Origin of the sequence: Streptomyces sp. NPDC005963, from assembly GCF_040638655.1 — a bacterium.
Lineage (GTDB): Bacteria > Actinomycetota > Actinomycetes > Streptomycetales > Streptomycetaceae > Streptomyces.
The window spans coordinates 57,851-83,278 of sequence record NZ_JBEXVD010000001.1 but is presented as its reverse complement, the minus strand read 5'-3'; the positions used below and the strand labels follow the sequence as shown (position 1 = coordinate 83,278).

Below are 25,428 nucleotides of genomic sequence, written 5' to 3'. Positions count from 1 at the left end.
GCTGGCTACTTCGCCGACGGGAGGGTGAATTCGACGATGTTCCGGAGGATGTTTCCGTATCCCTCGTTGCTGTGGAGGGTCGGACTCACCTTGTCGGTGCGATAGCCGATGACTGCCGGACGGGTGACCAGGGGAAGCATGGCCGCGTTGGTGTCGACACGTTCGCACAGCTGGGTGAGGGTGGTGTTGCGGGTGCTGCCCGCGGGCTCTCCGCCGGCCTTGTCGATCAGTTTGTTCAGCTCGACGTCGTTGTTGAGGAACGTGGCCGAGAAACCGGCGACCTCGGGGTTCCACCAGCGGGTGACCATCGCCGGGTCCACATAGCCGGCGAACCAGCTGATGGCGAGGTCGAAGTCGGGCTTCGCGCCGTAGACCTTGGAGACGAACGTGCTGGTGTCGTACTTGAGGATCTTCACTGTCACACCGGCCTTGGCGTACTGCTGCTGGATCACCTGGGCGATCTGGCCGTTGGCGGGTTCCGAGTTGTACACCGCGAGTCGGAGCGTGAGGTCCTTGAAGCCCGCTTCCTTGAGGGCGGCTTGCAGGGCTTGTTTGGCGGATGAGGTGCCGGCCTTCGCACCGGGGAGCTCCGCCGGGTCGCACGCGCCCGGCAGCACGGTGGGAGTCACTCCGGTGGGTTGGGTCTTGCCGCCGAAGGCGACGGTCGCGATCTGTTCCCGGTCCAGCGCGCTGTTCAGGGCGAATCGCACTTTCGGGTGTGCCAGGGGCGAGCTCTTGTCCTTCTCGTTCTGGATCAGATAGTAGAAGTCGCTATTGCGCTGGCTGACGGCTTTCGCATTCCGTGTTCCGCTCAACTGGTCAAGGGTGTCGATGTTGTTGAAGAACACGAAGTCGGCACTGCCGTTTCGGAGGGCGGCGAGTCGTGTGGTCTCCTGGGGGACGATTTTGACTTTGAGTTCGGAGATCTTCAGTCGTGCCGCTTCGCGGTAGCTGGTGCTCGGCGCGAAGACCCAGTGCTGGTCCTGCTTGTGTTCCTTCACGGTGAATGGACCCGTGCCCAGCATTTCCTTCTTCAGGTCCACCGAACCGTCGTTCACCTCCTTCATGGGGAGGATGGCGGCCGGCGTGTTCGCGAGGGCGGCGAGGAAGGGGGTGTACGCGCTGCTGAGCTTCACCGTCACCTGGGCGGGGCCGGTCGCGGTCACCGAGGTGACGGGGCCGAGCTGACGGCCGTACGGAGTGGTCGACTTCAGCAGGCGCTGGAGACTGCCGACCACGTCGGCCGTGGTGAGGGCGCGCCCATTGGAGAAGGTGACGCCCTTGCGCAGGGTGAAGACGTAGGTCGTCGCGTCGGGCTGGGTCCAAGAGCTGGCGAGGAGCGGCTTGATGGCGAAGTCGGGGCCGACGGTCACCAGGGGTTCGTAGACCAGGGAGCCGAGTGACCAGGAGCGGGCGGTCTCGGCGGTCTGGGGGTCCAGACCACCCGCCTCCACCGAGTCGTAGTCGAGTTGGACGGTGAGCGGGCCGCGCCCGGTGGCGGACTTGTCCGCCACGGCGAGGAATCCTGCCTTCTTCGGGGACTTCTTGGCCTCGGTTGCGGCGGGCGCAGAGCAAGAGGTGATGAGGGCCGACAGGGCGGCGGTGCATCCTAGGGTGACGAGTGTTCTCCGCATAGGGCCGCCTCCTTTCCGAAAAGGAAGAGCCGGATCGTTCCGGCATGGGGGAAAATTAGTCCCCCCGAAATGGCGTGTCAACGGGTTGTGCAAGGAAAATCGAGGGGTAATGCGAAGGAAATAAGGGGCCCGGAATTCGGACATGCGAAAGGGCCGGACGGGCCTGCTGGCCCGCCCGGTTGATAGGAAGTCTCTACCAGCGGGTGGAGTCCCTGATGTTCATCTCGATCGGCAGGGAACGCGTGGTACCCGGTTTCGCTTCCCCAGTCAGGATTTCAACGAGCAGACGCGCGCATTCGGCGCCCATCACCCGCGGTCGAAGATCAATGGACGTAATCGGTGGCTCTGCCATGCGCATGGCAGAACTATCGACGCACGAGGCGAGCAGAATGTCCTGTCCCACCGTCCGACCAGCCGCACGGATCTCCGGGAGCACCGCTGCCGCGGCCCCGTCGGCGCCGCAGACCAGGGCATCGATCTCGGGAAAGCGGGTCAACATGTCGCGCACGGTCCGCTGGAGCACATCAGGGGACGCACCGAAGGGAGCCTTGCCCACGAGGACCGGCACATCGTTGGCCGCACACCACCGGGCATGGGTGTCGAACAGGGTGGTGGCCCAGTCGGACGTCGTATCGGAGGCGAGGAAGGCGGGCTGGCGCGCTCCCGCATCCCTGAGGTGATCGAGCAGTTGGGTGATGAGCTGCTCGTGGTCGGACCAGATGACGCCGGTCGGTTGCACCTCACCCACGTACCGCTCGGCCGTCACCACGGGCAGATTCGCGTTCATCAATTGGTCGACGACGGGGTCACCCGCCACGGGGTCACACAACAGCAGCCCGTCCACCTGCGGAATCGTGCTGTGTTGGGGGAGATGGCCGGAAGAGATCAGGGTGACGTTCAGCCCCGCCCGTGCAGCCTGCTCGGCCACTCCGAAGACGAAGGCCATGTAGTACTCGGCGCTCGTCAGGAACTCGGGGATGTGCAGCGCGATGGTCTCGGTCACCGAGGTCCGCAGCGAGCGCGCATTGCGGTTCGGTGCGTATCCGAGCCGCCGGGCGGCTGCCAACACCGCCTCCCGGGTCGCGCCCGACACCCTGCCGTGCCCGCGCAGCGCATCGGACGCGGTCGTCTTGGACACGGACGCCGCCCGCGCGACATCGGCGATCGTCGGGGCCGCTGGGGAGTCTTCTGCGCTCGGCATGAGCGGAATCCTAGAGGCCATGAGCGACCGCCCTCCACACATCGGAGCACGGCGTACGGCCCCGGCCCCGGGCCCGCGCTGTCGAGGGGATCTGCACGGCCGTCGGACCGTCGGGGTCACCAGCCATGGGACAGTACGTCGTCGAGTGCGGACAGGAACACATCCGCGCTCCGGGTGGTCAGACACATCGGTGGTTTGATCTTCAGGACGCACTGGCGGTCCGAGGTCGGTTGCACGATCACTCCCAGCTCGCGCAGCCGTTCGCAGATGGCCGCGGTCTCCTCGGTCGCCGGTTCCAGGGTGTCGCGGTCGCGGACGAACTCCAGTCCCAGATACAGACCACTGCCGTGGACGGCACCGATCAGCCGATGCCGTTCGGCGAGCGCCTCCATGCCGGCTTTGAGGTGAGCGCCCACCGCGCCGGCGTTCTCCCGGAGCCCCTCGTCGCGCAGGATGTCCAACACGGTCAGGCCGACCGTGGAACTGACCGGGCTCCCGCCCGCCGAGGCGAAGAAGTAGCCCTGCGAACGATAGGCGTCCGCGATCTCGCGCCGGGTGATCACCGCACCGAGCGGATGCCCGTTGCCCATCGACTTGGCGATCGTCACGATGTCGGGAACCACGCCCTGCTGCTCGAACCCCCAGAACCACCTGCCGAGCCGTCCGTAGCCGACCTGCACCTCGTCCGCTATGCACAGGCCGCCGGCGGCACGTGTCGCCGCGTACACCTGCTCCAGATAGCCGTCCGGGAGTGCCATGCCCCCGGCGTTGCCGTAGTACGCCTCGGCCAGGAACGCGGCCGGAGCCCGTCCGGAGCGCGCGAGTTCGGCGATGGCCGCGGCTGCCTCCGGTCCGTAGCGAGGAGCCTCCACTCCTCGGTACCGGCCGCGGTAGGAGTTGGGAGCCGGCACCGTGTGCACCCAGGAGGGCCGCGAGGTGAGGGCGTTGGGATTGTCCGCGATGGACGTGGAGACGGCATCACTGGCGTAGGTCCAGCCGTGGTACGCCTCGCCGACCGCGACGACGTCCTGGCGCCCGGTGGCGGCCCAGGCGAGCCGCAGTGCGAGATCGACGGCCTCGGAGCCGCTGTTGACCAGGAACACCGTGTCCAACCCGGGCGGCAGCAACTCGGTGAGGCGTTCGGACAGTTCCACGACGGACGCGTAGTGGAAGCGGGAGTTGGTGTTCAGCCGCTGCCACTGTCGGTGCACCGCGTCACTGAGGGCGGGATGGCCGTGGCCGAGCACCGTGACGTTGTTGAGCATGTCCAGATAGGTGCGGGCCTCGGTGTCCACCAGGTGGTGCCGCCAACCGCGCTCGATCCGGGGCGGTTCGAGGTAGTAGTGCTCCTGAACCCTGGCGAACGCAACGTCCCGGCGGGCCAGTAGCTCCGCAGCGGATTCGCCCGGTACCGCCGTCGCGGGCGCCCCTGCTTGAACCGGTTCCGGGGCCGGGTCCGCTGTGAGCAGGGGCGTCGGGTCGGGGCACACGGCCAGCCACCCCGCAGCAAGGTCCGCATCGACGAACCGCGGGGGTTCGACGTCGGCCGTCAGTCGCGACAGCTGGATCCAGAGGCCGTCTCCCTCATCTGCACCGGGGACCGTCCCCAACGGCTGGCCCGCGATGACAGGACCGCCTTCGGCGACGAATTCCAACCCGTATAGGAACAGCACCTGGCCGTCGTCCCGCGTGAGTGTCAGACCACGCCCGGCACCCGGTGTGACCGTACCCGCCCAGGGAGCGTGCACGGTCGTGGTCGACCGGGGGTGCACCTCGATGCCGAGTGCGAGGGTGGCCGCGCTGCTGGTGAGGTCGGTGCGGGCCCGGGTGAGCCGGTGCTCACCGTGGACCGTGCGAACGGCGCCGGCCGTAGGGTGTTCGACCAGCGCGTGTGCCACGAGCCTGGACTCGATGCCGTCCACGAGCCACCGGCCGGAGTGGAGCGCGTCGTTGTGCACCGACAGATTCACCACCGGGATACGGGCCGAGGTGGCTTCGTGACCCGGGGAGCGGTCGTCCGACCCGGTCAGCAACGGGTGCAGATTGCTCGGGCACTGCTCTGCCGCGGTCCGTCCGAGCGCATGACGCACCTGCGCGGTCATCACCTCGACCGGTTGGGAGGTGGCCATCTCGAACATCGCCCACTCGCGTTCCAGCGCGGCAGCGGCGTACGCATTGCCCGGGTCGTGCTGTACGTCGTACCGACCGCTCACCACGAGCACACCCGCCCGCAGGACGATCAGGGGCCACAATGCCGCCGCCTCGTCGGGGCCGAGCGGTCGGACGGCGTGGAAGGCCCGTACGGCGGGGAGCACGGATGCCGGGGATGCGCCGTGGTGGTGGAGGATCGAGGTGCAGGTGACGGCGAGTTCGGCCACGGTCCAACCGTGCGAGAGATCACCGAAGTCGATCACTCCCTGGGGGAGTGGTCGACCGTCCGTCTGGCGGTCACACACCACGTTGTTGTCGGTGACATCGCCGTGGATCACCTGCTCGGGCAGGCGGTCCGCCACCGCCATGACCGCTCGATGAGCCGCGCGGGCGGCCAGGAGCACCCGTTCGGCGTCCTTCGCCTCGCTCATGTGCGGTGCCAGTGACTCCACCACGTCGAGGGCGTTGCGCAGGTCCCACATCGTCGCGGGAAGGGGCCCCTGGGGGCTGAAGTCGGCCAGTCCGGCTGCGATTCGTCCGGACAACTCGCCCAACCGTGCGATGACGTGGGGTGCGAGATAGCGGCTGTCCATGATCGGCTCGCCATCGACATAGTCGAACAGCCGACAGTTCAACGTGCCGTTCCGCGTCCGCAGCGGCTGGAGGTACTCCCCGTCCGTGCCGCGCCGAGCGCGGGGCAACCGCAGGTCCGGGGCGGTCGACGCCAGGTGGTGGACGGCCCGGCATTGGGCCCGCAAGGCGTCGGGACCGGTGGCGGGATTCGACACCTTCAGCACGCGGCTCGCACCGGAGTCCGTCCGCACCCGGAAGTTGCGGTCCTGCTGGCTGCCCAGGTCCCGGACCGTCCCGATGATGCCGAACCGCTTCGCCAACACGTCCTCTACGGCTTCGTCGGTGAACTCGGGCGTCGGCCCTACGCACCAGTCGGCAGCGGATGCGCTCATGGGATGGTCCCTCTCTGCTGTGCCGGAACGTTCCGGCAGACGGTAGTGACCGCCCCCAGCGGTGTCAATGGTCGGGGATCGCCCTTGTGCGTCCGACATATCCGGTGCCCCCGCGGCCGCGCGTCGTCCACCGTCGCGACCGAAGCGACGGGCACCCACGGAGGTGAAGCGACGGTGTCCGCTGATTCCATCGGGTGACCCCGCTTGACCTTGACACGATGACAACGTCTTCACTGTGTGCAGGAGGTGGTGGCGATCACCAGGTCAGTACGGGACACGGACGCCGTTCGAGCGCTCCAGGGATTGGCGGATGACCATCCGTCGGTACGGCTGCGCGCGGCGTTGGCCATCGGTACCAGCCCCGACGAGCGATTCATTGGGGGACTCGTCGAACGGTGTGCGATCGAACCGGACTTCTCCGTGCGTGAGATGCTCACCTGGGCACTCACCCGTCACTCGCCGTCGCTCACGGTCCCCGAACTGCTCCGGGAAGTCCGCTCGGGAGGTGCGCAGGCACGGAGCCAGGCCCTGCACACGCTCTCCAAGATCGGCGACCGGCGGGCCTGGTCGGCGATCACACCGGCGCTGCTCACCGATGCCGATGACGAAGTGGCACGGAGCGCTTGGCGGGCAGCGGTCGTCGTGGTGCCGGACGGTGAGGAGCCCGAGTTGGCCGCCGTGTTGTCGACACGGCTCGGGCGGGGCGCGCGTGAGATGCAGCTGAGCCTCAGCAGGGCGCTGATCACACTCGGTGAGGTGATCATGCCGGCTCTCCGGGTGGCGATGAACGATCTCGATCCACAGGTACGGGCGCACGCACTGGCCACGGAACGGCTGTTGCGCGACCCGGACACCGGATTCGAGTTCGCCGTCGAGGAGGCGAAGCGGATCGTGGCCCTCGGGGGAACCCCGGGCCAGGAGGGATGACGGACGGTGTTGATCGGCGATGTGGCACGACGGTCCGGGGTCAGCGCTCGGATGCTCAGACACTATGAGTCGCTGGGGCTGGTGCAGCCCACGGGGCGCACCGACGGTGGATATCGCGAGTACTCCAGCGACGACATCCGACGGATCTTCCACATCGAGAGCCTGCGGTCGCTGGGGTTGTCGCTGCGTGACGTCAAGCGGGCGCTCGACGATCCCGCCTTCACGCCCTCGGAGCTCGTCGACGACCTCATCCGCCAGACGCGCGAACGCATTGCACGTGAGACGGAGCTACTCACCCGGCTGAGCCGGATCGACGCCGTGGAGCCCGCCCGCTGGGAGGACGTCCTCCAGGTCGTCGGACTCCTCCAGGCCTTGGCGTCCAAGAGCGCCGGGAAACGCCAGCGTGCGGCCTTGTCCTCGGTCGACGAGTTGGTGTTGCCGGTGGAAGCGCTGGTCGAAGCCGTGCTCGGCGAGTCCGACCCCCATGTTGCCGGAGCCTTGCGCTGGGCCCTGGCGCAAGCGGGCGACAGCGGGGTGGCGCTGCTGGCCGAGGGCCTCGAATCCCCGGTGGCCGAGGTGCGCAAGCGGGCCGTCCACTCCATCGCCGAGATGACGGGCGGTGAGGCGACGGCCGTCTTGCAGGACGCCCTCGTACACTCCGACGTCGTGGTCCGCAGATGTGCGGCCCTGGCGCTCGGCGCACGTGGTGTGGCCGAAGCGGTCCCGACCCTCATCGACATGGTCGTCAACGAGGCGAACGACGTCGATGCGGCCGATGCGCTGAGCGCGCTGGCGAGTCGCCCCGCCTTGGCGGATCAGATCACCACCGCGCTCGTTGACCGCCTCGCCCACGACACTGCCGGTGCGGCTGAGCGCCGACGACTGACGCAGGCCCTCGCAGACATCCCAGGAAGCGAGGCGGCACGCGCCCTCACGGAACTGTCGCGCGACGAGGACCGTGTTGTTGCCCTCACGGCGACCTATGTCCTCGGGATGCGCAATGACGCGCGATAGCCCGTCGTCGTGCATGGACCGCCGTCCGTTGAGACGTGTGTCGGACGGTTCCGATGGTTCCACGGCTCGTGCCCGGGCGCTGCCGTTCGGTGTGCTCGGTGCGCGCCACGAGGGTCCGACATCACGGCACACCGAATCGGTACCTCCCTCGGTCAGCGCCCCACTGCATCCGCGTGGGCCGGGTCGTCCGGGTAGAGCAGGGTGATGCGACCGCCCTCGTCCAGCGGTGTCGGGACCGTCAGGGTGGTGCGTCGGTCGGGGCGGTCCGCGTCCAGGAGTTCGATCTCGCCATGACCCCCTCGGGTGACGGCGACGAGCGGACCGGCGGGGGAGGCGGCGATGGCCCGGCGCTGGACCCCGTCCCAGGGGGTTGCGCCCCGTTGTGGGGCGCCCGTCATCGGTGGTAGGGGTATGCGTGCCGCGATCCGCGGGGACGGCCCCGGTTCGACCAGGACCACGTCGTCGCCGTCGGGGTGGACGCGGGCGTACGCGATGTGCCGTGCTGCGACCGCCAGGCGGAAGACCAGTCCGGGGCCGAGCGGCAGTCGACCCGTGCGGCCCGAGTCGAGGTGGTGCCACCAGGCGTCGTTGTTCCATCGGTGCCATTGGTCCGGCTCGGGCGGGCCGCTGCGGACGCCTGACCAGAGCAGTCGTCTGACGGGATCGAGCCGCAGATAGTACCCGCGCCCGGGGCCGATCCAAGGGATCGCGGCTTCCGGCACCAGGTCCGCTCCCTCGTAGCGGGCCCGGTGCACTCCGGAGCCCGTTGCCGCGAACAGGCGTCGGGTGTGCGGGTCGTGGGCGTCGCCGTGCCCGTCGTCCGGCAACGGCAGTGTGGATCGGGGCCGGGGGCGTGGGCACCCCGGCGCGGTGCTCAGCAGATCGGTGTGACGGTATGCGGCCAGGAGTCCCGGCTCTCGATGGCGCAACACGACGAGCGGGTCTTCGGAGCCGGTGAGGGTGACACCGGGCTCGCCCGTGCGGGCGCGAAAGCGCACGGTGTCCGGTGAGTCCGGTGCCTCCAGGTCGATCGCTGTCACCAGGTCCGACCATGCCTCCTCGTGGTGACCGAGCCCGGTGGTGACGGCGAGGCGCGTGCCGGTGGGATCCGCGGCGAGATGCTCGGCGGGCACGGCGACCGGTGCCGTCATCTCGATCAGCGGGCGGCCGTTGGCCGGCCCGTACGGGTCCAGGACGACCAGTTCGCCCGCCCGGTCGTCGACGAACGCCGTACGGCTTCGAGGCAGGGCGAGGAATCCCGCGTGTTCGGCGATGTGACGTCGTTCGATGGTCGAACTCACCTGCCCTGAGGGCAGGTTGAGAACTCTCAACGATCCGGCGATCTGGTCGGCGACGACCAGAAGCGGCGACAGGGGCACGGCAAAACCTCCATGATGGCTTTTTGGTAATGATTATCATGTGGCACTATCGCACCCATCGACAAGAAGATCCGGGGGGACCCATGCTTCGTAGAACTTCACTCACCGTGCGCCGAATCGCACTGGCTGCTGTCGCGGCCATCGCACTCGCGGGCTGCACCACCACCGACAGCACCACCGACAGTGCCGCCGAGGGCAAGGCCGGTGGCGGTCCCACGACCGATGTCACCGTCCAACCCATCGAAGCCGCCCGGAGCGTGACCGACGCGCGTGGCGTCACCGTGGCCACGCCCGAGCCACCCCGACGCATCGTCTGCCTCGTCGCACTCTGTGATGACATGCTGACCGAGTTGGGCATGACGCCCACCGCCACCAACTCCCAACTCCTCGCACACGACGCCTTCCTCGGCCCCGCCGAAGCCGCCCGCGTACCCGTGGTGCCCGGCGGATTCCTCAGCCCCGAGGTGGAGGCGATCCTCTCCTTCAAGCCAGACCTCGTCATTGGCTTGAAGGACACCCACGGCAAACTCGCCCCCGCGCTCAAGGGCGCCACCGTGTTCTGGCCGGTGCAGCCCGAGACCTGGCAGCACAGCGTGGGCTATCTGCGCGATCTGGCCGCACTCACGGGACGTACCGCCCAAGGGGAGAAGGCCGAGGGCATCTTCCGGCAGCGGCTCGCCACCGCGGAGGCCGAACCCAGTGAGAAGACCGCCCTCGTGATGTACGGCAACGACGAGAACTTCGGCGTCGCCACGGCCGGCACCGACGTCACCGCAGGGCTCTTCCCGAAGATCGCCCGATACCCGTGGCAGAGCCGCGGCGTCGAAGGGACCTACAGCCTGGAGGAGATCCTCGCCAAGGACGTCGACGTCCTGTTCGTCGAAACCCTGTCCTTCGGCGGCCCCGCCAAAGCCGGGGAACGACTGTCCGACAAGCTGGCACAGAACCCCCTCTGGTCGCGGATCCCCGCGGTGAAGAACGGCAAGGTCATCGAGGTCGACCCCGAGGTGTGGGCCAAGGGCCGTGGCACGCGGTCGTTGGGCATTGTCCTCGACGAGGCCACGGCCGCACTGCGGTGACGGCGCGACGGTCCTCGCCCCGGGGCGTCCTCCGCCCCCTGCTCCTGGTCGGGTTGCTCCTGGCAGCGGCGCTGGGCTCCCTGTCCCTGGGCACCCCCCGCGTGTCGCCCGTCGCACTTCCCACTGCGTTCGGCGGAGACGATCTCGCGGGAGTGGTCCTCACCGAACTCAGGCTGCCCCGGCTGGTCCTGGCCGTCGCCGCCGGAGCCTGCCTCGGGGTGGCCGGGCTGGTGCTCCAGGAGGCGTTGCGCAATCCGCTCGCTGTACCGGAGATGTTGGGTGTGTCCTCCGGGGCGGCCCTCGGCGTGGCTGCTCCGCTGGTCCTCGCCGTGGCGGTACCGGTCGCCGTCGAGCCGCTCCTCGCACTGGCCGGCGCGGTGGTGGGCGGGGTGCTGACGTTGGTGGCCGGCGGATTCGGTCGCAGTCCCTCGGCGGTGTTGCTGACCGGCGCAGCCGTGACCGCCGCACTCCAGGCCGGACTGCTCGTCCTGATGGTGCTCGCCGACCAACTCGACCTCCAACTCATCTACCGCTATCTGCTGGGCAGTCTGGCGTCGCGCACCTGGGACGACGTCGTCGGGCTGTGGCCCTGGCTGGTCGTGGCGGTACCCGCCCTCGTCCTGTGTGCGCCCGTGCTGTCCGTCCTGCGCCTCGGCGACGACGAGGCGCGTGCCCTCGGCGTACGCGTACGACGGGCGCGGCTCGCGGCCCTCGCCATCTCCATCCTCCTCATCGCACCCGTGGTCGCCGTCTGCGGGCCCGTCGCCTGGGTGGGCTTCCTCGCCCCCCACCTCGCCCGCCGGCTGTCGCCGCACACCACGTCCGTCGGTTGGTTGCCGTGGTCCGCGCTGCTCGGCGCGGTCACCGTGGTGCTCGCCGATCTGCCGGCACGGCTCGCCCTCGCCCCCGTGGAGACCCCGGTGGGTGCCTGGACCGCACTGCTGGGCGTGCCGCTGGGAGTGGTGCTGCTGCGCAAGGGGCACAGGATCGCGGAGGCCGGCCGATGAAGCCGATGCCGCCTTCGATACGCCCCGTCCTCGCCGGCCGGCCTCCGGCCTTCATCGTGCTGTCGGTCCTCGGCCTGCTCGTCGTCGCCGCCGGATTGGCCGGCCTGGTCTCCGGCCGGGCCGTCGGCCTCCCCGCGGTGGGGGAGGTGCTGACGGGCGGTGGAGATGCCACCGCCCGACACGTCGTCCTCCAACTCAGGCTGCCGCGCGCACTCGTGGCCCTGGGCGCCGGTGCGGCGCTCGGGCTGGCGGGCGCCGTGCTCCAGTCCGCGTTGCGCAACCCACTGGCCGGTCCTGAGGTCACCGGTGTCACCCCGGGCGCGGTGCTCGGTGCGGTCGCTGCCACCGGCCTCGGGCTCGCCGGCTGGGAGGATCCGGCCGGGGTGGTGGTCGCCGCTTGCATCGGCGGCTTCGCCGGCGCCGGGTTGCTCTGGCTGCTCGCAGGTCGGGAACAGGGCGACCCGGTCCGTACGGCGGTGTACGGCGTCCTGGCCTCGGCGGTGCTCTCCGGGCTCACGGCGATGGTCCTGCTGGTGGCACCCGGCGAGTTGGGCAGCATCGTGCAGTGGCTGGTCGGATCGACCGAAGGGCGGGTGTGGGAACACTGGCACCTGTTGTGGCCCTGGACCCTCCTGTGGGGCGCGTGCGCCCTGGCGCTCGCGGCCCCACTCACCCTGCTGCGCTGCGGTGAGGAACAGGCCGCGGCGGCGGGACTCGCCACCACCGGGGCCCGGGCCGCCGCCCTGGTGGTGGCGGTGGCGTTGACCGCCGGCGCGGTGCCTGCCGTGGGCGCGCTCGGATTCGTCGGACTCCTCGTCCCTCACCTTGCGTTCGCCCTGTTCGGAGCCGATCTGCGCATCGCACTCCCCGGCGCGGCACTGCTGGGCGCGCTGGTGGTCGGGGGTGCGGACGCGGGAGCCCAATGGCTCTCCCGTGCTCTGGCCGAGGTGCTGGGTTCGGACCGTCTGACCATTCCCGTGGGTGCCCTGACCACGGCCGTCGGAGCGGCTCTGCTCCTCGCCGTCGCCCGTCGCACCGGAGGTGTGCAGGAGTGATCCCACCACCGGAGCGCCGACGGGCGCAGGGGAACACGAGCGAGCCGAAGACAGCGACCCGGCAGCCGGGTGAGGAGGACGTCATGACGACGAAGGACATGGATGCGGTACGGGACGGTGCACCGGAGGTGATCGATGCGGGCCGGGTGCTGGTCGAAGGTCTGCACTTCGGGTTCCCCGGCCGGGATGTGTTGCGCGGCGTCGACCTCGATGTCACGGCCGGCGAACTGGTGGCCCTGATCGGCCTCAACGGCTGTGGCAAGAGCACGCTGCTGCGGTTGTGTGCAGGGCTGTTGCGTCCCCGGTCGGGGTCGGTGCTGATCGATGGCGCGGACGTGGGTCGGCTCTCCCGTCGGGCCACGGCGCGCCGGGTGGCCCTGCTGCACCAGTCCGCACCGTCGGTCCCCGGCATGACGGTGCGTCAGCTCGTGAGCCAGGGGCGATATGCGGCCCGTGGTCCGCTCGGCATGTTGCGCGATGCGGACGACGCGGTGTGCGTGCGCGCCATGGCCGACATGGGGGTGACCTCCTGGGCCGATCGGCCGGTGGATGCCCTGTCCGGCGGTGAGCGGCAACGGGTGCGGTTGGCGATGGCGCTGGCGCAGGACACCGGGGTGTTGCTGCTCGACGAGCCGACGACGTATCTCGACCTCCGGCACCAGTTGGAGGTGATGGACATGGTGGTCCGGCTTCGCGAGGAGCGCGGTCTGACCGTGGTCATGGTCCTGCACGACCTCGGCCATGCGGCCCGCTACGCCGACCGGATCGTTGCGTTGCGGGAGGGGCTCGTGGTGGCGGACGGTCCCCCGCGGTCCGTGGTGACACCGGGGCTGTTGGCCGATGCGCTGGGTGTGGCGGGGCGCGTGGGAACCGACCCCGTGGGGGGTTGGCCGGTGTGTTACCCGGATCACCCACTCCGGTCCGAGCATTCAGTCTTGCAAAATGACAATCATTTTCACTAGGGTGTTCGACATGGCAACGAACGTTGCCGCCAACACCGATGAATCGGAGGCTCAAACCATGGAGCAGTACCAGGTGTTCACCCCGATCGCAGAGCCGGGCCAGCTGGCCCACCAGTCGGCCACCCACTCCAACGCCCTCGTGGAGAACCCGTTCGACGAGATGGCCATGGACGCCGTCCAGGCCGACGCCGACCAGTAGGTCCCGTGAGCGGGCCCGTCCGGAACACAGACCGGGCGGGCCCGTTCCGTCCCCTTCCACACAGGTTCCACACAGGAGACACACCGTGGCCACTGCACCACGACTCACCCCCGGAGCCACCCTCGTCACGGTCCCCGGACGGGGTCTGGTCGTCCGCACCCCCGATGGCGAGTTCCTTCAGGTCGACACCGCAAGCGTCGACCCGCAGACGTTGACGGAGGCGCTCACCTGCGGCGCGTCCGATCCCGATCCCGAACTCGCCCGGCTCATCGGCGCTTTCGACCAGGCCGGATACCTCCGGCGGCCCGAAGCGGAACCCACCGGAAGGCTTGCCGACCGTACCGTCCTCCTTCTGGGGGATCCCCAACTCCTCGCCCCGCTCGACCGGTTCGTCCGGGCCGAAGGCGGCCGACCCCGATCCGCGGCCCCCGCCGAACTCGCGGCACTGTGCCACGGCCCCCGGCGTCCTCGAACCGCCGTCGTCTGGTGTCTCGACGCTCCCGTGCCGCCCGGATTGTGGGACGAGGCCGACCGCCTGCCCGGCCGAGGAACCGCCTGGCTGCGCTGTCACCGTGAGGGCGCCCAGGTCTGGTTGGAGCCGCTGGCCGACCGTCCGGGCGATGTCACCGCGGCCCACGTCAGACTGCGTCGTCTCGCCGCGACGCCCGCCCACCGCGAACTGGACGCCTACTGGCGAGGGCTGCGGACCCCCGAGAGCGGTTCTCCGAGCACGGCCACCTCCGCAGCCCTGATCGCCGCACTGCTGACCGGCGACCTCATCGCCTGGGCCGCCGGCGACCCCGGAGCCGGTCCACTGCCCGTACGGCGCCGACTACGCCGGCTCGACCTGCGCGACCTCACCGTGACCCAACACCCCGTCCTCCCGGTCCCCGACGTGGCATCCCTCCCGGCGAGGACCGGGCCGTGATCACGACCGTCCGGATCCCGATGGACGACGGCGCCGCCCTCGCGACCGATGTCTGCCTACCGAATGCCGGCGCAGGACCTCGCCCCGCCGTCGTCCTGCGCACTCCCTACGGACGACACCACCACCACGCGGAGTTGCGGGCGTGGACCGCTCACGGCTTCGCCGCCGTCGCCCAGGACGTCCGCGGCCGACATGAATCCGACGGTGACTGGCGCCCCTACCACCACGAGTCCGCCGACGGCGCCGCGACCCTGCGCTGGCTCCGCTCACAGAGCTGGAGCAGCGGCCCCGTCGTCGCCGTCGGCAGTTCGTACGCCGCTCACTGCGCCCTCACCGCCGCGCTCGACGGCGACCCGACCGGACGCGCCGATGCCGTCATCGCCGCCGTGCCCGCGCTCGGGGCCACCGCAACCGCTCGCGAACCCCTCGGCCCGGAAAGGCTGTTCTCCCGCGCCGGTTGGTGGGCCGCCCACGGCGACCGCCCCGACTCCGACCCCGACGCCCTCGACCGTGCACTCGCCGCCGAACCCCGACTGCTGGAGCACCTCCCCGTCTCCGCGCTCCCCGAACACCTCGGGCGTCCCCTGCCGTCCTGGCGCGGTGTGTGGAGCGACGAACACCCCGACCCGCTCACCCCCGAAGACCTCCGCACGGCCCGGGTGCCCCTGCTCGCCGTCGGCGGCACCAGGGATCCGTTCGTCCGGGACACCCACCGACTCTGGGCACAGTGGGGCGGGCCCGTGCGCCTCCTGATCGGCCCCTGGGGCCACGGCCTCACAGCCGACCCCGGCCCCGAGGCGCACCGAGGTCACCGACTCAACCTCGGCCGGCTGTACGTGCAGTGGGCGCGCGCCGCCCTCGCAGGAACACTGGGGCAGGGACGAAGAGGTGCCCTCGCCCTCGGCGGGAGCGCACTCTGGTGCCCGGCCACCGACGCCCCTCACGCGACCCTCATCCGGGACTTCGGCAGCCACGACGGGCCGAGACCCCTGCGGGGGACGTCGTTCGTCGCCGATCCCGTGCGCCCCGTGCGTTCGGACCGGCTGGACGTGCCGGACACAGGCACCCCGGACCGCTGTCTGCTCCTGACCGCGCCCCTCTCCCGCCCGCTCGACCTCCTCGGGCCGGCTGAGCTGCGACTGACCGCCACCGCCGACGCATCACCGGCGGACTGGGCGGTGCGGATCGTCACCCTGGACCCCGAGGGCACCGCCGACCGGCTCGCCACGGCCGTCGTCCGCCGCACCGACCCGGCAGGCACCGCGGCCGAGTTCACCGTGCCCCTCGGGAATCTGGCCCGTCGGCTTCCCACCCGTACCCGACTGCGCATCGAGATCGCGGGCCACCACTTCCCCGCCCACGTTCGCCAGCCCCACACCGGTGAGGACCCGGTGACCGCCACCCGTCTGCTCGCCTCGCACCGGACCGTACGACCCGACGGGAGCGCCCTCGTGCTCACCGCGGGCCGCGGCCGAGGCGTCGACCCCGTACAGGAGATCTGTCGTTGAACACCCCGCCGCTACCACTGGACGCACTCGTCGACCCCGTGTGCGGAATCGTGCGAGCCGTCGCACCCGTCGAACACCCCGCTGGCGCGCCCCTCCTCTACACCGCCGTCACCGCCGACATCAGCGACGCCCGCCGTCTCGGCGCCTGGCCCGCCGACCGGGTGTCGCTCGGCACCACCTTCGGCGACCGGGCCGGTGCCGAACTCGCCGCCGTCGCCGAGGCGGTCGAACGCTACTGCGGCAACCGGCTGCCGCCCACCGGCCATCCCGACGCCCCCCGCCGGGCCACCGCCGCCGAACTGGCCGCCGAAGGACTGAACCTGTACGGACCCGGTGACCTGCCCACCTACGCCGCCTGGCAGTACGACCGCCCCGGCTTCCCCTACCAGCGGTTCGACACCCACACCCCGGCGCTCTGGGTCCGCGGCGACGAAGGGGGACGGGAGTGCTGGGCGCCCGTCGCCCTCACCCACCTCAACTGGCGGCAGGGCGCACTGCGCTCCCTGCCGCGCACCCACCATCTGAACTACGCGGGCATCGCCACCGGTCAGGGACTCGACGACGCGGCCGAACGCGGACTGCTTGAGGTCGTCGAACGCGACGCCCTCGAACTGTGGTGGCACCTCGACGGACCCGTGCGCGGGATCGACCCCGCGAGCGTCCCCGGTCTCGACCGAGCCCTGGCCGGCTGCCCGCTGGACGTATGGATCGTGGAGATGCCCTCCGAGTTCGCGCCCTGCATGGCCGCCCTCGTCCACGACCGCCGACGCGGCATCCACGCAGCGGGCTTCGCCTGCCGTTACGACCCGGCGGAAGCCGCCGTCAAAGCCGTCCTGGAAGCCGTACACACCTGGGTCTTCACCCAAGGCGCCAGGGAAGCGGACGGCTGGGTGTTCCGCGCCATCGACGCCGGAATGCTCGCCCGCGGCCTTTACCTCGACCACCGCGCGGACCGCCTCTACCTCGACGACTGCGGGGCGCAGTTCGAGCGGATACGTGATCTGGGCGCCCATGTCCAGGTGTGGCTCGACCCTCGGATGGCCCCGTTGGCCAGCCGGTTCACCGCCCCAGCCCTGGGCACGGTCGACGTCGGAGACGTCCCACGCGGTACGCGTACCGCACTCGACACCCGAATCGCCGAACGCGGCCACCGCGTCGTCACCGTCGACCTCACCACGGAGGACATCGCCGAAACCTCCCTGCGCGTGGCCCGCGTGCTGGTCTCCGGGCTCGTTCCCAACGCCCCCGCGGCCTTCGCCTATCTGGGCTGCGACCGCTTCGCCGACGTCGCGCTCACCCGGGGCTGGCGCACCGCGGCCCCGACCGGTCCGGACGACTTCACCCTCGCGCCGCCCCCGCACATGTGACCGCCGTGCCCCACACCGACCCCACCCATCCCGTCACCGCAGCCCTCGCCCGGGCGCGCTCCGCCGAGCAACCCACCGCGGGGCCACCATGCAGCCAGGCCAGCCAGCTCAGTCAGCGACCCCGGCCGCCCGGCCCGAGCGCCCCGCTTCCACCCGACCTCGACCGCATCCTGCGACTCTCCCTCGCCGCCGGCCCCGACCGCCCCGACGGACGACTGCGACCCGTACCGTCCGCCGGGGCACTGCACCCCGTCGACGCACACCTCCTCGTCGGACCGGGCAGCGCCCTACCGGCCGGCAGATACGCGTACCACCCGCTCACCCACCGCATCCATCGACGCGGCCCTGCACCTTCCCCCGTACCGGCCGGCACGCTCGCCGTCCTCACCGCCACCGTCGGGCCGACCGTCGCGCACTACGGGCACCGCGCTTGGCCGCTGCTGCTCCTCGACATCGGACACGCGGCGGCTGCGCTCGCGCTCGCCGGCAGCCCGGCCGCATGTCTGGACGCCCCCGGCGACCTGCTCGCCGCCGCCGCACGACTGGACGGAGCCGACGGACTCCCGCTGGCCGCCGTACGTATGACGGCCGACTGTCCACCCGACGCCCTGACGCAGTGGGCAGCCCCCGACCCAGCCCACGGTGCGCCCCCGACCGGTCCCACCGGACCTTCGACCCTCGATTCGGGAACCCCCGACACAGCCGAATCCGCGACCACCCGACGGCTGCTGGCCGCGCTCGGCCCTGCGGCCGGCACCCGACACCACTGGCATCCGACCCCACCCGTCGACGCCCCCGACACCGTGCTGCTCACCCGACGCAGCGCACGTCCGGACCTCCTCCTCGGCACCCCCGACGAACGGCAGTTGATCGCGCTGCTCACCGCGGCGGCAGCAGGTCATCCCCGCGGTCCGTCCTGGTGCGTCGCCACGGGCGGCACCCGACCCGCACTCCTGCGCCTCGGCGACCACGGTCGCCTCGACCTCCTCGCCAGCGGTGACGCCCGCCCCACCCTTGCCATCTGGGCCGCCCATCAGGAGTGGATCGCCACGACCGGCGCCGTACTGCTTGCCCACGGCTGCCCCGACGACGCACCACCCGAACGGGTGCGCGCCCTCCACCACACCGCCGGCTACGCCGTGGGATTCGCCCAACTGACCGCTGCCACGCTCGGCCTGCCGTCCCGACCGATCGGCTCCTGGCAGCGCGCCGACCTCGGGGCGGCCATCGGCCGGGAGCCCGGCCGCGACTGGGTGCTGCACGGCCTCGCCATCGGCCGCCGACCCGACGAACGCCACGAAGGAGACGACGACCCCTCATGATGCTCCACCCCGAACTGCTGCGCGCGGCCCGCGTCGCACGCGGGCCGCTCCTCGCCGCGACCGGCCTCCTGATCGCGGTCACCCTCACCCAGGTGGCACAGGCGGTCCTGCTCGCCCTCGCCCTCGCCGACATCGCCCACGGACACACGCACCGACTCGTGGTGCTCCTCGGCGTGATCCTCGCCGTGGTCGCCCTACGAGCCGTCCTCGTCCTGGTGCAGCGGGACCTCGCCGTACGCGCGGGAACACGGGTCCGCGTGCATCTGAGAGACGCCCTCCTGGAACGCCTCGGGCGTCTCGGCGGCATCGCAGGAACCGGAGCGCCCGGGGAACCAGCCCGCGCCGGAGCCCTGCGGGCCACCCTTGTCGACGGCGTCGAGGGCGTCGACGCCTATGTGTCGCGCTATCTGCCCCAAGCTCTGGTGACCTGCTGCATTCCTCCCGTACTCCTCGTCTTCATCACCGCCCGGGAACCACGCGCCGCCCTCGCACTGGTGCCCGCGCTGCTCCTCGCCGTCCTGGTGCCCCGCTGGTGGGACCGATTGTTGAAGCGGCGCGGCGAGCAGCACTGGGGAGCGTACGAAGACCTCGCCGCCGACTACCTCGAAGCCCTCCAGTCCATGCACGTGCTCCGGGCCGCCGGTGCCGTCGGACGCACCCGCGCCACCCTCGTGCGACGATCGGCGGCACTGCACCGGGCCACCGTCGCCAAACTGCGCGTGTCCCTGGTGGACACCGGGATCACCGACCTCGCCGTCCAGGGCGGCACCGTCGCCGCCGTCCTGGTCGCCTGTTGGTCCGCCGGCACCGGTCGGGCCACCGCCACCGGCACCTACCTCCTGCTGATGCTGGCGTCCGAGTGCTTCCGGCCCGTGCGCGACCTCTCCCGCGAATGGCACGCCGGCTACCTGGGCGTGTCCGCCGCAGACGGCATCGCCCGGCTGCGCACCGCCACCGCAGGGGTCCCCGACACCGGCACCAGAAGCCCCGACTGGCCGATCGCACCCGAGATCGCCTTCCACAACGTCTCCTACCGCCACCCCGGTGCCGCGCAACCGGCGCTGACCGCCGTCACCTTCACCGCCGAAGCCGGTCGCACCACCGCGATCGTCGGTCCGTCGGGCGCCGGCAAGTCCACCCTGCTCGGTGCGCTCCTGCGCCACCACGACCCCGACAGCGGCGCGGTCCTCGTCAACGACGTCGACACCCGCGAGCTCACGCTCGTCTCGCTGCGCCGCGGCATCGCCGTTGTCGCGCAGGAGACCTATCTCTTCCACGGCACGGTCGCGGAGAACCTCAGGGTCGCCCGCCCCGACGCCCTCGATCAGGATCTCCACCAAGCGGCACGCGCAGCCGGCATCCACGACGAGATACGACGGTTGCCCCACGGATACGACACCGTCGTCGGTGAGCGCGGCGACACCCTCTCCGGCGGTCAACGCCAACGCCTTGCACTGGCCCGGGCACTCCTCGCCGACACGTCCGTGCTCGTTCTGGACGAAGCCACCAGCGCCGTCGACGAGAACCGGCAAGCACGGATCGGACACGCTCTGCGCAACGCCGCACGGGGGCGCACCTGCCTGGTCGTCGCCCACCGCCTCGCGACCGTACGGCACGCCGATCGCATCGTGCTCCTCCACGAAGGCCGGGTGGAGGCGATCGGCACGCACGAAGAACTCCTGGCTGCCAGCGGGCTGTACGCACGGCTGGTCACCGCCGATGACGCCCACGGCGTCGAGTCCCTGTGCCCCGCTTCCGTCCCCCAGCCCGTCCACCAGGGAGACGCCGCATGACCCCGTCCACCCTTGACCATCCCCGGCCGGGCGCCCTGCGGGCGCTGTTGCCGGTCCTCGCCGCCCACCGGGCCATGACCGTGCGCACGTTCGCCGCCGCCCTCGTCGACCAGGCCGCCCTGGTCACCCTGGTCGCGCTCGCCGCGCACACGCTCGGCACCGCCGTCGTGGCCGACACCCTCCCGGGCCCCTCCACCATCGGAGCGCTGGTCGTTCTCGTCGTGGTGCGAGCACTGGCCACCTGGCGGGAGATGGACCTCTCCCACGACCTCGCCTACCGGGTGCTGGCCGAACTGCGGGTACGCGTCTTCGACGGGCTGGCCCGCAGCGCCCCGGCCCGGATCGACGGGCGCCGCAGCGGGGACCTCGCCGCCGCCGCGCTCTCGGACGTCGAAGCCCTGGAGTTCTTCTACGCCCACGCCGTCGCCCAACTGGCCTCCTCCGTAGTGGTTTTCGGCAGCGGAGCCGCCGTGCTCACCGCAGTGGAACCCTGGCTCCTGGTCGTGGTCCTGCCACTGGCCGCGCTGCTCGCCCTCACCCCTCTCCTGGACGGACGGGGTCGCACCGAGCGCGGCACCAGGACGAGGACGGCATCCGCCGAACTCTCCGCCGACGCCGTGGAGACCGTGGACGGGCTGCCCGAACTGCTCGCCTTCGGCGCGTTGGACGAGCGCAGGGAGCGACTGCGTCTGCGCGGCCGGCGGCTCGGTGACGCCCAGCGCGCCGAACACCTCTGGGAGGCGGGTGCGGGCGCGATGCGGGACCTCCTGGTCGTGGGGGCGGTGGTGGCCGTGGTGGCCGTCGTCGGGCTGGCGGTCTCCGCCGGTCGACTGGACGGCGCCTGGGCACCGGCGGCCATGGCGCTCGCCCTCGGCGTGTTGGCGCCCGTGGCCGACTCGGCCGCCGCGCTCGGACAGGCGGGGGGACTGCGTGCCGCCGCCGCTCGCGTCGGCGCCGCGGTACACGCTCCCGCCGGCGCTCCCGAGCCCGCCAGCCCGATGGCCCTGCCCCTCGGACCCCTGGGGGTGCGGCTGCGGGGCGTTCGCTTCGACTACGGAGGTGCCCGGGTGCTCGATGGCATCGAGCTGACCGTGCGCGCCGGCGAGACGCTCGCCCTGGCCGGAGTGTCCGGAGCCGGCAAGTCGACCTGTGCGCATCTGCTCGCCCGGTTCTGGGACCCGTCCGAGGGTGCGGTGGAACTGCTGCCCCTCGACGGGGAACCGGTGGATCTGCGCGACCTCACGGAAGCAGACGTGCGCCGTTCGGTGGCCGTCGTGGGTCAGGACGCTCCGCTGTTCCGCGGCAGCTTGGCCGAGAACCTCCGATTGGCCGAGCCGGACGCGTCGGACGGACAGCTGAGGGAAGTGGCGGCCCTGTGCGGGGTGGACCGCATCGCTGCGGGGTTGCCGCACGGATACCGGAGTGCGGTGGGGGAGCGGGGTGCCACCCTCTCGGGCGGTCAGCGGGCCCGTATCGCGCTGGCCCGTGCCCTGTTGGCGAATCCCCGGCTCCTGGTTCTGGACGAGACCACCGCCCACCTCGATGCGGAGGGCGATGAGCACATCGCGAACGCGCTTCTCTCTTCGGGCGCAGGTAGGACCACGATCGTGATCGCCCACCGACCGGCCACCCTTCGGCGCGCCGACCGGATCGCGGTCCTCGCGAACGGCCGCGTCGTGGAGGAGGGCCCGTGGAACGCCCTCGTGGCGCGGCCCGGGGGTGCGCTGGCCCGGGTGCTCAACCAGCGCGATGCGCACGCGTCGGCCGCGAAGCACTGACCCGAGGGCGAACGCTGCACTCTCCGGTCGTCAACGACTGCGCCCGCTGGGCAACGCGGCGCATACCGCCTGGTGCACGGCACGGGCCAGGCGCGCCCCCCCACAGCGACCGTGGGCCGGCGAAGGCATGGGTCTCGGCGCCCGGGTGCGGACGGCGGGCGGCGATGCACACGGCGTCGGTGGGGGTGCCCGAGCAGTCGTATCCGGCGTCCAACAGCGCCTGGACCTTGGCCTCGGTGGCGGTGGACACCGCGTTGACGAGAGCGGCGTCGGTCATCGGCACCGGGAGGGCAGCGATGATGTTGATCGTCCCGGGCAGCGCCTCACGAGGGGCGCTCTCCGGCCAGGAGGCGGCCCAGCCCCGTACACCGATGCCCGCGGTCACCACGGCTGCCGCACCCGCGTCGTGCCCGTGGGCGTGGGCGGAGACGTCGGCGGCCGTCAACATGCCCACTCCATCGCCCCTGGCACGGGCAGCCCGGGCCAATTCGGTGAGGTGTTGTGCGGGATCGGTGCGTCGGTAGCCGTGGGACACCTGCGCATTGAGGACCCATGCGCGCTCGGCGATGCCGCCGCCGAGGACCGTGCTGCTGATCATCCGCCAGCCGGGGCCGGGGGACCACAGCAGGGCGTGCAGCCGTTCGCCGTCCTCGGTGCGTGCCAGACACTGCACGGGCAACGGACGGGCACGGGTGTGGGGCGGTGGAACGAGGGCGGTCACGGGCGGGGCTCCTTCTGGCAGCTCGGACCGGCTGATCGTAGGCGGCCCCAGCGACCGGGACGCGCCGGGGTCCGCGCCGGGCCCGTGCGCTGAAGGAGGTCGGCGGCCCGAACGGCATCGCCTTCGGTTGCATGCCGTCCGTGGACGTTCCGGCTCGCCGGCCTCCCCTGCCGGCGAGCCCATGGCGTCTGCTACGCCGTGTGTTGCAGCTCGGGCGCCTCCTCGTTGGGATCCGATGCGAGGTAGTCCGAGACCGTGTCGCAGTTGACGAGCAGGGTGCCGTCCGGCAGCCGCTTCACCAGTCCTCGGCAGGTGAAGTTCTTGAGGAAGAACCCGATGCGCGACCGGGTCGTTCCCACCATGGCGGCGAGTTCGTCGTGGGTGATGCGGGCGTCGATGTGTTGCCACTGCGAGCCCCGGCCCGCGAATCTGTGGGACAGGTGCAACAGGATCGCCGCGAGTCGGTACTCGCACTTCATGGTGACCAGATGCTTGATCGTGCTCTCACGCTCACGAATGCGCTGGGCCAGGTGCTGGCTCCACTTCTGGAACAGATCAGGATCACTGCGCAACATGCGGACGAAGTCTCGGCGGTTGATGCGCAGTACATGACTGTCCAACATTGCGGTGGCGGATTCTTCGTGCACGGAAGGTCTCAGTGAAAGAGCACCCAGGATGTCGCCGCGTCGACAGATGTCGAGAATACACTCCTTTCCGCTGTGGGCACTGGTGGTGAGTTTGATTCCGCCATGGATGACGAGGAAGAGGTTATCAATGCTGTCGCCGCAGGTGTAGAGGTTGTAGCCACGCTCCAAGTTGATGGGGGTCAGTGAGATCTTGTACTCGTCCATGTTCTGCAGCAGATGTAAATAGAAGGCAGACTTGCCGAATCGAGCGTGCTGCACCGAAATGCCTCCCCATTGTTTATATGCCGCCCTGGAGGATTCGTGTTCGAGGTCCGGGCTGGCCGGACCTCGAACCATCGAATCATTACGGATATAGCTTCTCTTTGTTCGACATCATCGCGATGAACTTCTCGATGCGTTGGGCGCGGGTCTCAGGCTTCTTGGCGCTCTGGATGCGATACAGAATGGCGTACCGGTTCTTGCTGTCCAGCGTGGCGAAGAAGTCCGCCGCTTCGGGGTCCTCGACGAGTGCGGACTGCCAGTCGTCCGGCACGGTCATCTTGCTCTGGGAGGCGTAGGCGGCCTCCCAACGCCCATCGGCCTTCGCCGCATCGATCTCGCGTTGGCCCGCCGGGCGGATGCTGCCAGCCCCGGTCAGTCGCTCCACCCGCTCCCGGTTGGCCTGGGACCAGGGGCTCTTCTTGGTCCGCGGGGTGAAGCGCTGCCGCCAGTAGAGGTCGTCGACCTTGTCGCGCTGGCTGTCGATCCACCCGAAGCAGATGGCGCTGTCGAGTGCCTCCGCATAGGTGATGCTCTGCAATCCGCTGGCCTTCTTCGCGATCTTCACCCACACACCGGGAACAGTGTTGTGGTTCTCCTCCAGCCACTGCTCCCACCGTCGTTGTTCCTCGAAAAAGATGATCGATTCGCTCATCCTTCGATCCAATCAGAACCGTGCGGTCCGCGGGCGTTCGTCGTCGGTGCCGGACAGGTGAAACCTGACCGTGACTTCGCTCTCCTGCTCGATGGTGGCGTTGCCCTGCACCGCTACGGCGAGCAGTCCACCGCGCTGTACCGGCCACTGCCTGAAGGTGTACCGGGCGTGCTCCGGACCTGCGGCGAGGGACCGCAGTGCAGGCCGAGCGGTGCCGACCTCGAACTCGCACGCGGTCATGGGAAACCTCATGCCCGAGCCGATCGCCTTGAGGTATGCCTCCTTCACCGTCCAGTAGCGAAAGAACAGTTCCTGGCGCCGGCCCGGCGGGGCCAGATCGAACTCGCGCTGCTCGCGTTCCGAGAGCACGACCTTGGTGAGCCGGTGCAACGGCAACACCCGAACCGGGCGCTCCACATCAACACCACAACGCGCACCATGGGTTGTCACACAGGCCACCATGCCGTCCGTGTGGGACAGATTGAACCGCAGGGCGCGAGCCCAGGTCGGCTGGTGCACCTCGGGACGGCCGAGGCTGGAACGGAGAAAGCGCCACTCGTCCGGGCACACCCGGGGTTCAACGGTGCTCAGGGCGTGCCGGACGAGACCCCATGCCGCACCGTACACAGCGCGATCCTGTGCGCGGCGCAACGCGTCCCGGCTGGTCCGTTCGGTGTCGGACAGTGCCCACTCGACGTCGGCAACGCCCAAGTCGGAGCTGGTTGTCGTCTCGTCGACGACCTCCCGGCACCACACGTGCGCCACCGTTCCGGAGTATTGCATCGGCCCTGCGCCTCCTCGTGGCCACGTCGGAGCATTTGGGACTGATTTTGCACTGGGGCACTTCTAGCAGCTCCGCCTTAAGGAGCCCTTTGGTG

Annotated in this window: 20 protein-coding genes and 1 pseudogene; 13 read left to right on the top strand and 8 right to left on the bottom strand. The window is 70.4% G+C overall.

The features are described from left to right. Nucleotides 1–5: 5 nt before the first annotated feature. From ABZ348_RS00240 to ABZ348_RS00230, 3 genes are all read right to left on the bottom strand, one after another. Nucleotides 6–1,634: an ABC transporter substrate-binding protein gene (locus tag ABZ348_RS00240; protein WP_358927692.1), complete on the bottom strand. Its 1,629-nt coding sequence runs from the start codon at nt 1,632–1,634 to the stop codon at nt 6–8. 193 nt (nt 1,635–1,827) lie between these two features. Then, nucleotides 1,828–2,835, bottom strand: coding sequence for a LacI family DNA-binding transcriptional regulator (locus tag ABZ348_RS00235; protein ID WP_358927690.1), 1,008 nt, complete (start codon nt 2,833–2,835; stop codon nt 1,828–1,830). Nucleotides 2,836–2,951: 116 nt separating this feature from the next. Continuing rightward, a complete protein-coding gene (locus ABZ348_RS00230) occupies nt 2,952–5,951 on the bottom strand; it encodes an aminotransferase (RefSeq protein ID WP_358927688.1) in 3,000 nt (999 codons plus the stop codon). Nucleotides 5,952–6,206: 255 nt separating this feature from the next. Between ABZ348_RS00230 and ABZ348_RS00225 the strand changes: the two genes are divergently transcribed. Next, a complete protein-coding gene (locus tag ABZ348_RS00225; protein WP_358928763.1) occupies nt 6,207–6,878 on the top strand; it encodes a HEAT repeat domain-containing protein in 672 nt (223 codons plus the stop codon). A gap of 6 nt (nt 6,879–6,884) precedes the next feature. Beyond that, nucleotides 6,885–7,892: a MerR family transcriptional regulator gene (locus tag ABZ348_RS00220; RefSeq protein WP_358927686.1), complete on the top strand. Its 1,008-nt coding sequence runs from the start codon at nt 6,885–6,887 to the stop codon at nt 7,890–7,892. Between the two features lie 152 nt (nt 7,893–8,044). Here ABZ348_RS00220 and ABZ348_RS00215 read toward each other — a convergent pair whose 3' ends face one another. Beyond that, entirely contained in the window at nt 8,045–9,271 is a 1,227-nt protein-coding gene (locus tag ABZ348_RS00215; protein WP_358927684.1) for a hypothetical protein, read from the bottom strand. 83 nt (nt 9,272–9,354) lie between these two features. On the opposite strand from ABZ348_RS00215, the gene ABZ348_RS00210 reads away from it, so the two are divergent. The 11 genes from ABZ348_RS00210 (at nt 9,355) to ABZ348_RS00160 (ending at nt 22,269) form a co-directional block, all read left to right on the top strand. Further along, nucleotides 9,355–10,350, top strand: a complete 996-nt coding sequence (locus tag ABZ348_RS00210) for an ABC transporter substrate-binding protein (protein WP_358927682.1) — start codon at nt 9,355–9,357, stop codon at nt 10,348–10,350. 59 nt (nt 10,351–10,409) lie between these two features. After that, complete coding sequence (locus ABZ348_RS00205; protein WP_358928761.1) at nt 10,410–11,357, top strand: iron ABC transporter permease; 948 nt, start codon at nt 10,410–10,412, stop codon at nt 11,355–11,357. A gap of 5 nt (nt 11,358–11,362) precedes the next feature. Further along, nucleotides 11,363–12,412, top strand: coding sequence for an iron chelate uptake ABC transporter family permease subunit (locus ABZ348_RS00200; RefSeq protein ID WP_358928759.1), 1,050 nt, complete (start codon nt 11,363–11,365; stop codon nt 12,410–12,412). Nucleotides 12,413–12,510: 98 nt separating this feature from the next. Continuing rightward, a complete protein-coding gene (locus ABZ348_RS00195; RefSeq protein WP_358928757.1) occupies nt 12,511–13,374 on the top strand; it encodes an ABC transporter ATP-binding protein in 864 nt (287 codons plus the stop codon). A 58-nt stretch (nt 13,375–13,432) separates the two neighbouring features. Beyond that, nucleotides 13,433–13,573, top strand: coding sequence for a streptamidine family RiPP (amiA, locus tag ABZ348_RS00190; RefSeq protein WP_358928755.1), 141 nt, complete (start codon nt 13,433–13,435; stop codon nt 13,571–13,573). 85 nt (nt 13,574–13,658) lie between these two features. Further along, nucleotides 13,659–14,501: a hypothetical protein gene (locus ABZ348_RS00185; RefSeq protein WP_358927680.1), complete on the top strand. Its 843-nt coding sequence runs from the start codon at nt 13,659–13,661 to the stop codon at nt 14,499–14,501. Between the two features lie 20 nt (nt 14,502–14,521). Next, entirely contained in the window at nt 14,522–16,009 is a 1,488-nt protein-coding gene (locus ABZ348_RS00180; protein ID WP_358928753.1) for a CocE/NonD family hydrolase, read from the top strand. Beyond that, a complete protein-coding gene (locus tag ABZ348_RS00175) occupies nt 16,006–17,376 on the top strand; it encodes a YcaO-like family protein (protein WP_358927678.1) in 1,371 nt (456 codons plus the stop codon). The genes ABZ348_RS00180 and ABZ348_RS00175 overlap by 4 nt, the downstream gene beginning before the upstream one ends. A gap of 5 nt (nt 17,377–17,381) precedes the next feature. Beyond that, a complete protein-coding gene (locus ABZ348_RS00170) occupies nt 17,382–18,698 on the top strand; it encodes a nitroreductase (protein ID WP_358927676.1) in 1,317 nt (438 codons plus the stop codon). Then, nucleotides 18,695–20,491, top strand: coding sequence for an ABC transporter ATP-binding protein (locus ABZ348_RS00165; RefSeq protein WP_358927674.1), 1,797 nt, complete (start codon nt 18,695–18,697; stop codon nt 20,489–20,491). The genes ABZ348_RS00170 and ABZ348_RS00165 overlap by 4 nt, the downstream gene beginning before the upstream one ends. Continuing rightward, nucleotides 20,488–22,269 carry an ABC transporter ATP-binding protein gene (locus ABZ348_RS00160; protein WP_358927672.1) on the top strand — a complete coding sequence of 594 codons (1,782 nt, stop codon included), beginning with the start codon at nt 20,488–20,490 and terminating at the stop codon, nt 22,267–22,269. The genes ABZ348_RS00165 and ABZ348_RS00160 overlap by 4 nt, the downstream gene beginning before the upstream one ends. 30 nt (nt 22,270–22,299) lie before the next feature. Here ABZ348_RS00160 and ABZ348_RS00155 read toward each other — a convergent pair. The 4 genes and pseudogenes from ABZ348_RS00155 to ABZ348_RS00140 all read right to left on the bottom strand — a co-directional run bounded on the left by ABZ348_RS00155 (nt 22,300) and on the right by ABZ348_RS00140 (nt 25,333). Beyond that, nucleotides 22,300–22,990: pseudogene (locus ABZ348_RS00155) on the bottom strand (adenosylcobinamide amidohydrolase). A 191-nt stretch (nt 22,991–23,181) separates the two neighbouring features. Further along, nucleotides 23,182–23,841, bottom strand: coding sequence for a Crp/Fnr family transcriptional regulator (locus tag ABZ348_RS00150; RefSeq protein ID WP_358927670.1), 660 nt, complete (start codon nt 23,839–23,841; stop codon nt 23,182–23,184). A 139-nt stretch (nt 23,842–23,980) separates the two neighbouring features. Beyond that, entirely contained in the window at nt 23,981–24,550 is a 570-nt protein-coding gene (locus tag ABZ348_RS00145) for a YdeI/OmpD-associated family protein (RefSeq protein WP_358927668.1), read from the bottom strand. A 12-nt stretch (nt 24,551–24,562) separates the two neighbouring features. Beyond that, entirely contained in the window at nt 24,563–25,333 is a 771-nt protein-coding gene (locus tag ABZ348_RS00140) for a 4'-phosphopantetheinyl transferase superfamily protein (RefSeq protein ID WP_358927666.1), read from the bottom strand. Nucleotides 25,334–25,428: the final 95 nt, after the last annotated feature.

What these genes read in the sequence shown, in the direction of transcription:
- ABZ348_RS00240 (WP_358927692.1), bottom strand. Translation starts at nt 1,634, where the DNA reads ATGCGGAGAACACTCGTCACCCTAGGATGCACCGCCGCCCTGTCGGCC.
- ABZ348_RS00235 (WP_358927690.1), bottom strand. Translation starts at nt 2,835, where the DNA reads ATGCCGAGCGCAGAAGACTCCCCAGCGGCCCCGACGATCGCCGATGTC.
- ABZ348_RS00230 (WP_358927688.1), bottom strand. Translation starts at nt 5,951, where the DNA reads ATGAGCGCATCCGCTGCCGACTGGTGCGTAGGGCCGACGCCCGAGTTC.
- ABZ348_RS00210 (WP_358927682.1), top strand. Translation starts at nt 9,355, where the DNA reads ATGCTTCGTAGAACTTCACTCACCGTGCGCCGAATCGCACTGGCTGCT.
- ABZ348_RS00200 (WP_358928759.1), top strand. Translation starts at nt 11,363, where the DNA reads ATGCCGCCTTCGATACGCCCCGTCCTCGCCGGCCGGCCTCCGGCCTTC.
- ABZ348_RS00195 (WP_358928757.1), top strand. Translation starts at nt 12,511, where the DNA reads ATGGATGCGGTACGGGACGGTGCACCGGAGGTGATCGATGCGGGCCGG.
- amiA (WP_358928755.1), top strand. Translation starts at nt 13,433, where the DNA reads ATGGAGCAGTACCAGGTGTTCACCCCGATCGCAGAGCCGGGCCAGCTG.
- ABZ348_RS00180 (WP_358928753.1), top strand. Translation starts at nt 14,522, where the DNA reads ATGGACGACGGCGCCGCCCTCGCGACCGATGTCTGCCTACCGAATGCC.
- ABZ348_RS00165 (WP_358927674.1), top strand. Translation starts at nt 18,695, where the DNA reads ATGATGCTCCACCCCGAACTGCTGCGCGCGGCCCGCGTCGCACGCGGG.
- ABZ348_RS00160 (WP_358927672.1), top strand. Translation starts at nt 20,488, where the DNA reads ATGACCCCGTCCACCCTTGACCATCCCCGGCCGGGCGCCCTGCGGGCG.
- ABZ348_RS00150 (WP_358927670.1), bottom strand. Translation starts at nt 23,841, where the DNA reads ATGGACGAGTACAAGATCTCACTGACCCCCATCAACTTGGAGCGTGGC.
- ABZ348_RS00145 (WP_358927668.1), bottom strand. Translation starts at nt 24,550, where the DNA reads ATGAGCGAATCGATCATCTTTTTCGAGGAACAACGACGGTGGGAGCAG.
- ABZ348_RS00140 (WP_358927666.1), bottom strand. Translation starts at nt 25,333, where the DNA reads ATGCAATACTCCGGAACGGTGGCGCACGTGTGGTGCCGGGAGGTCGTC.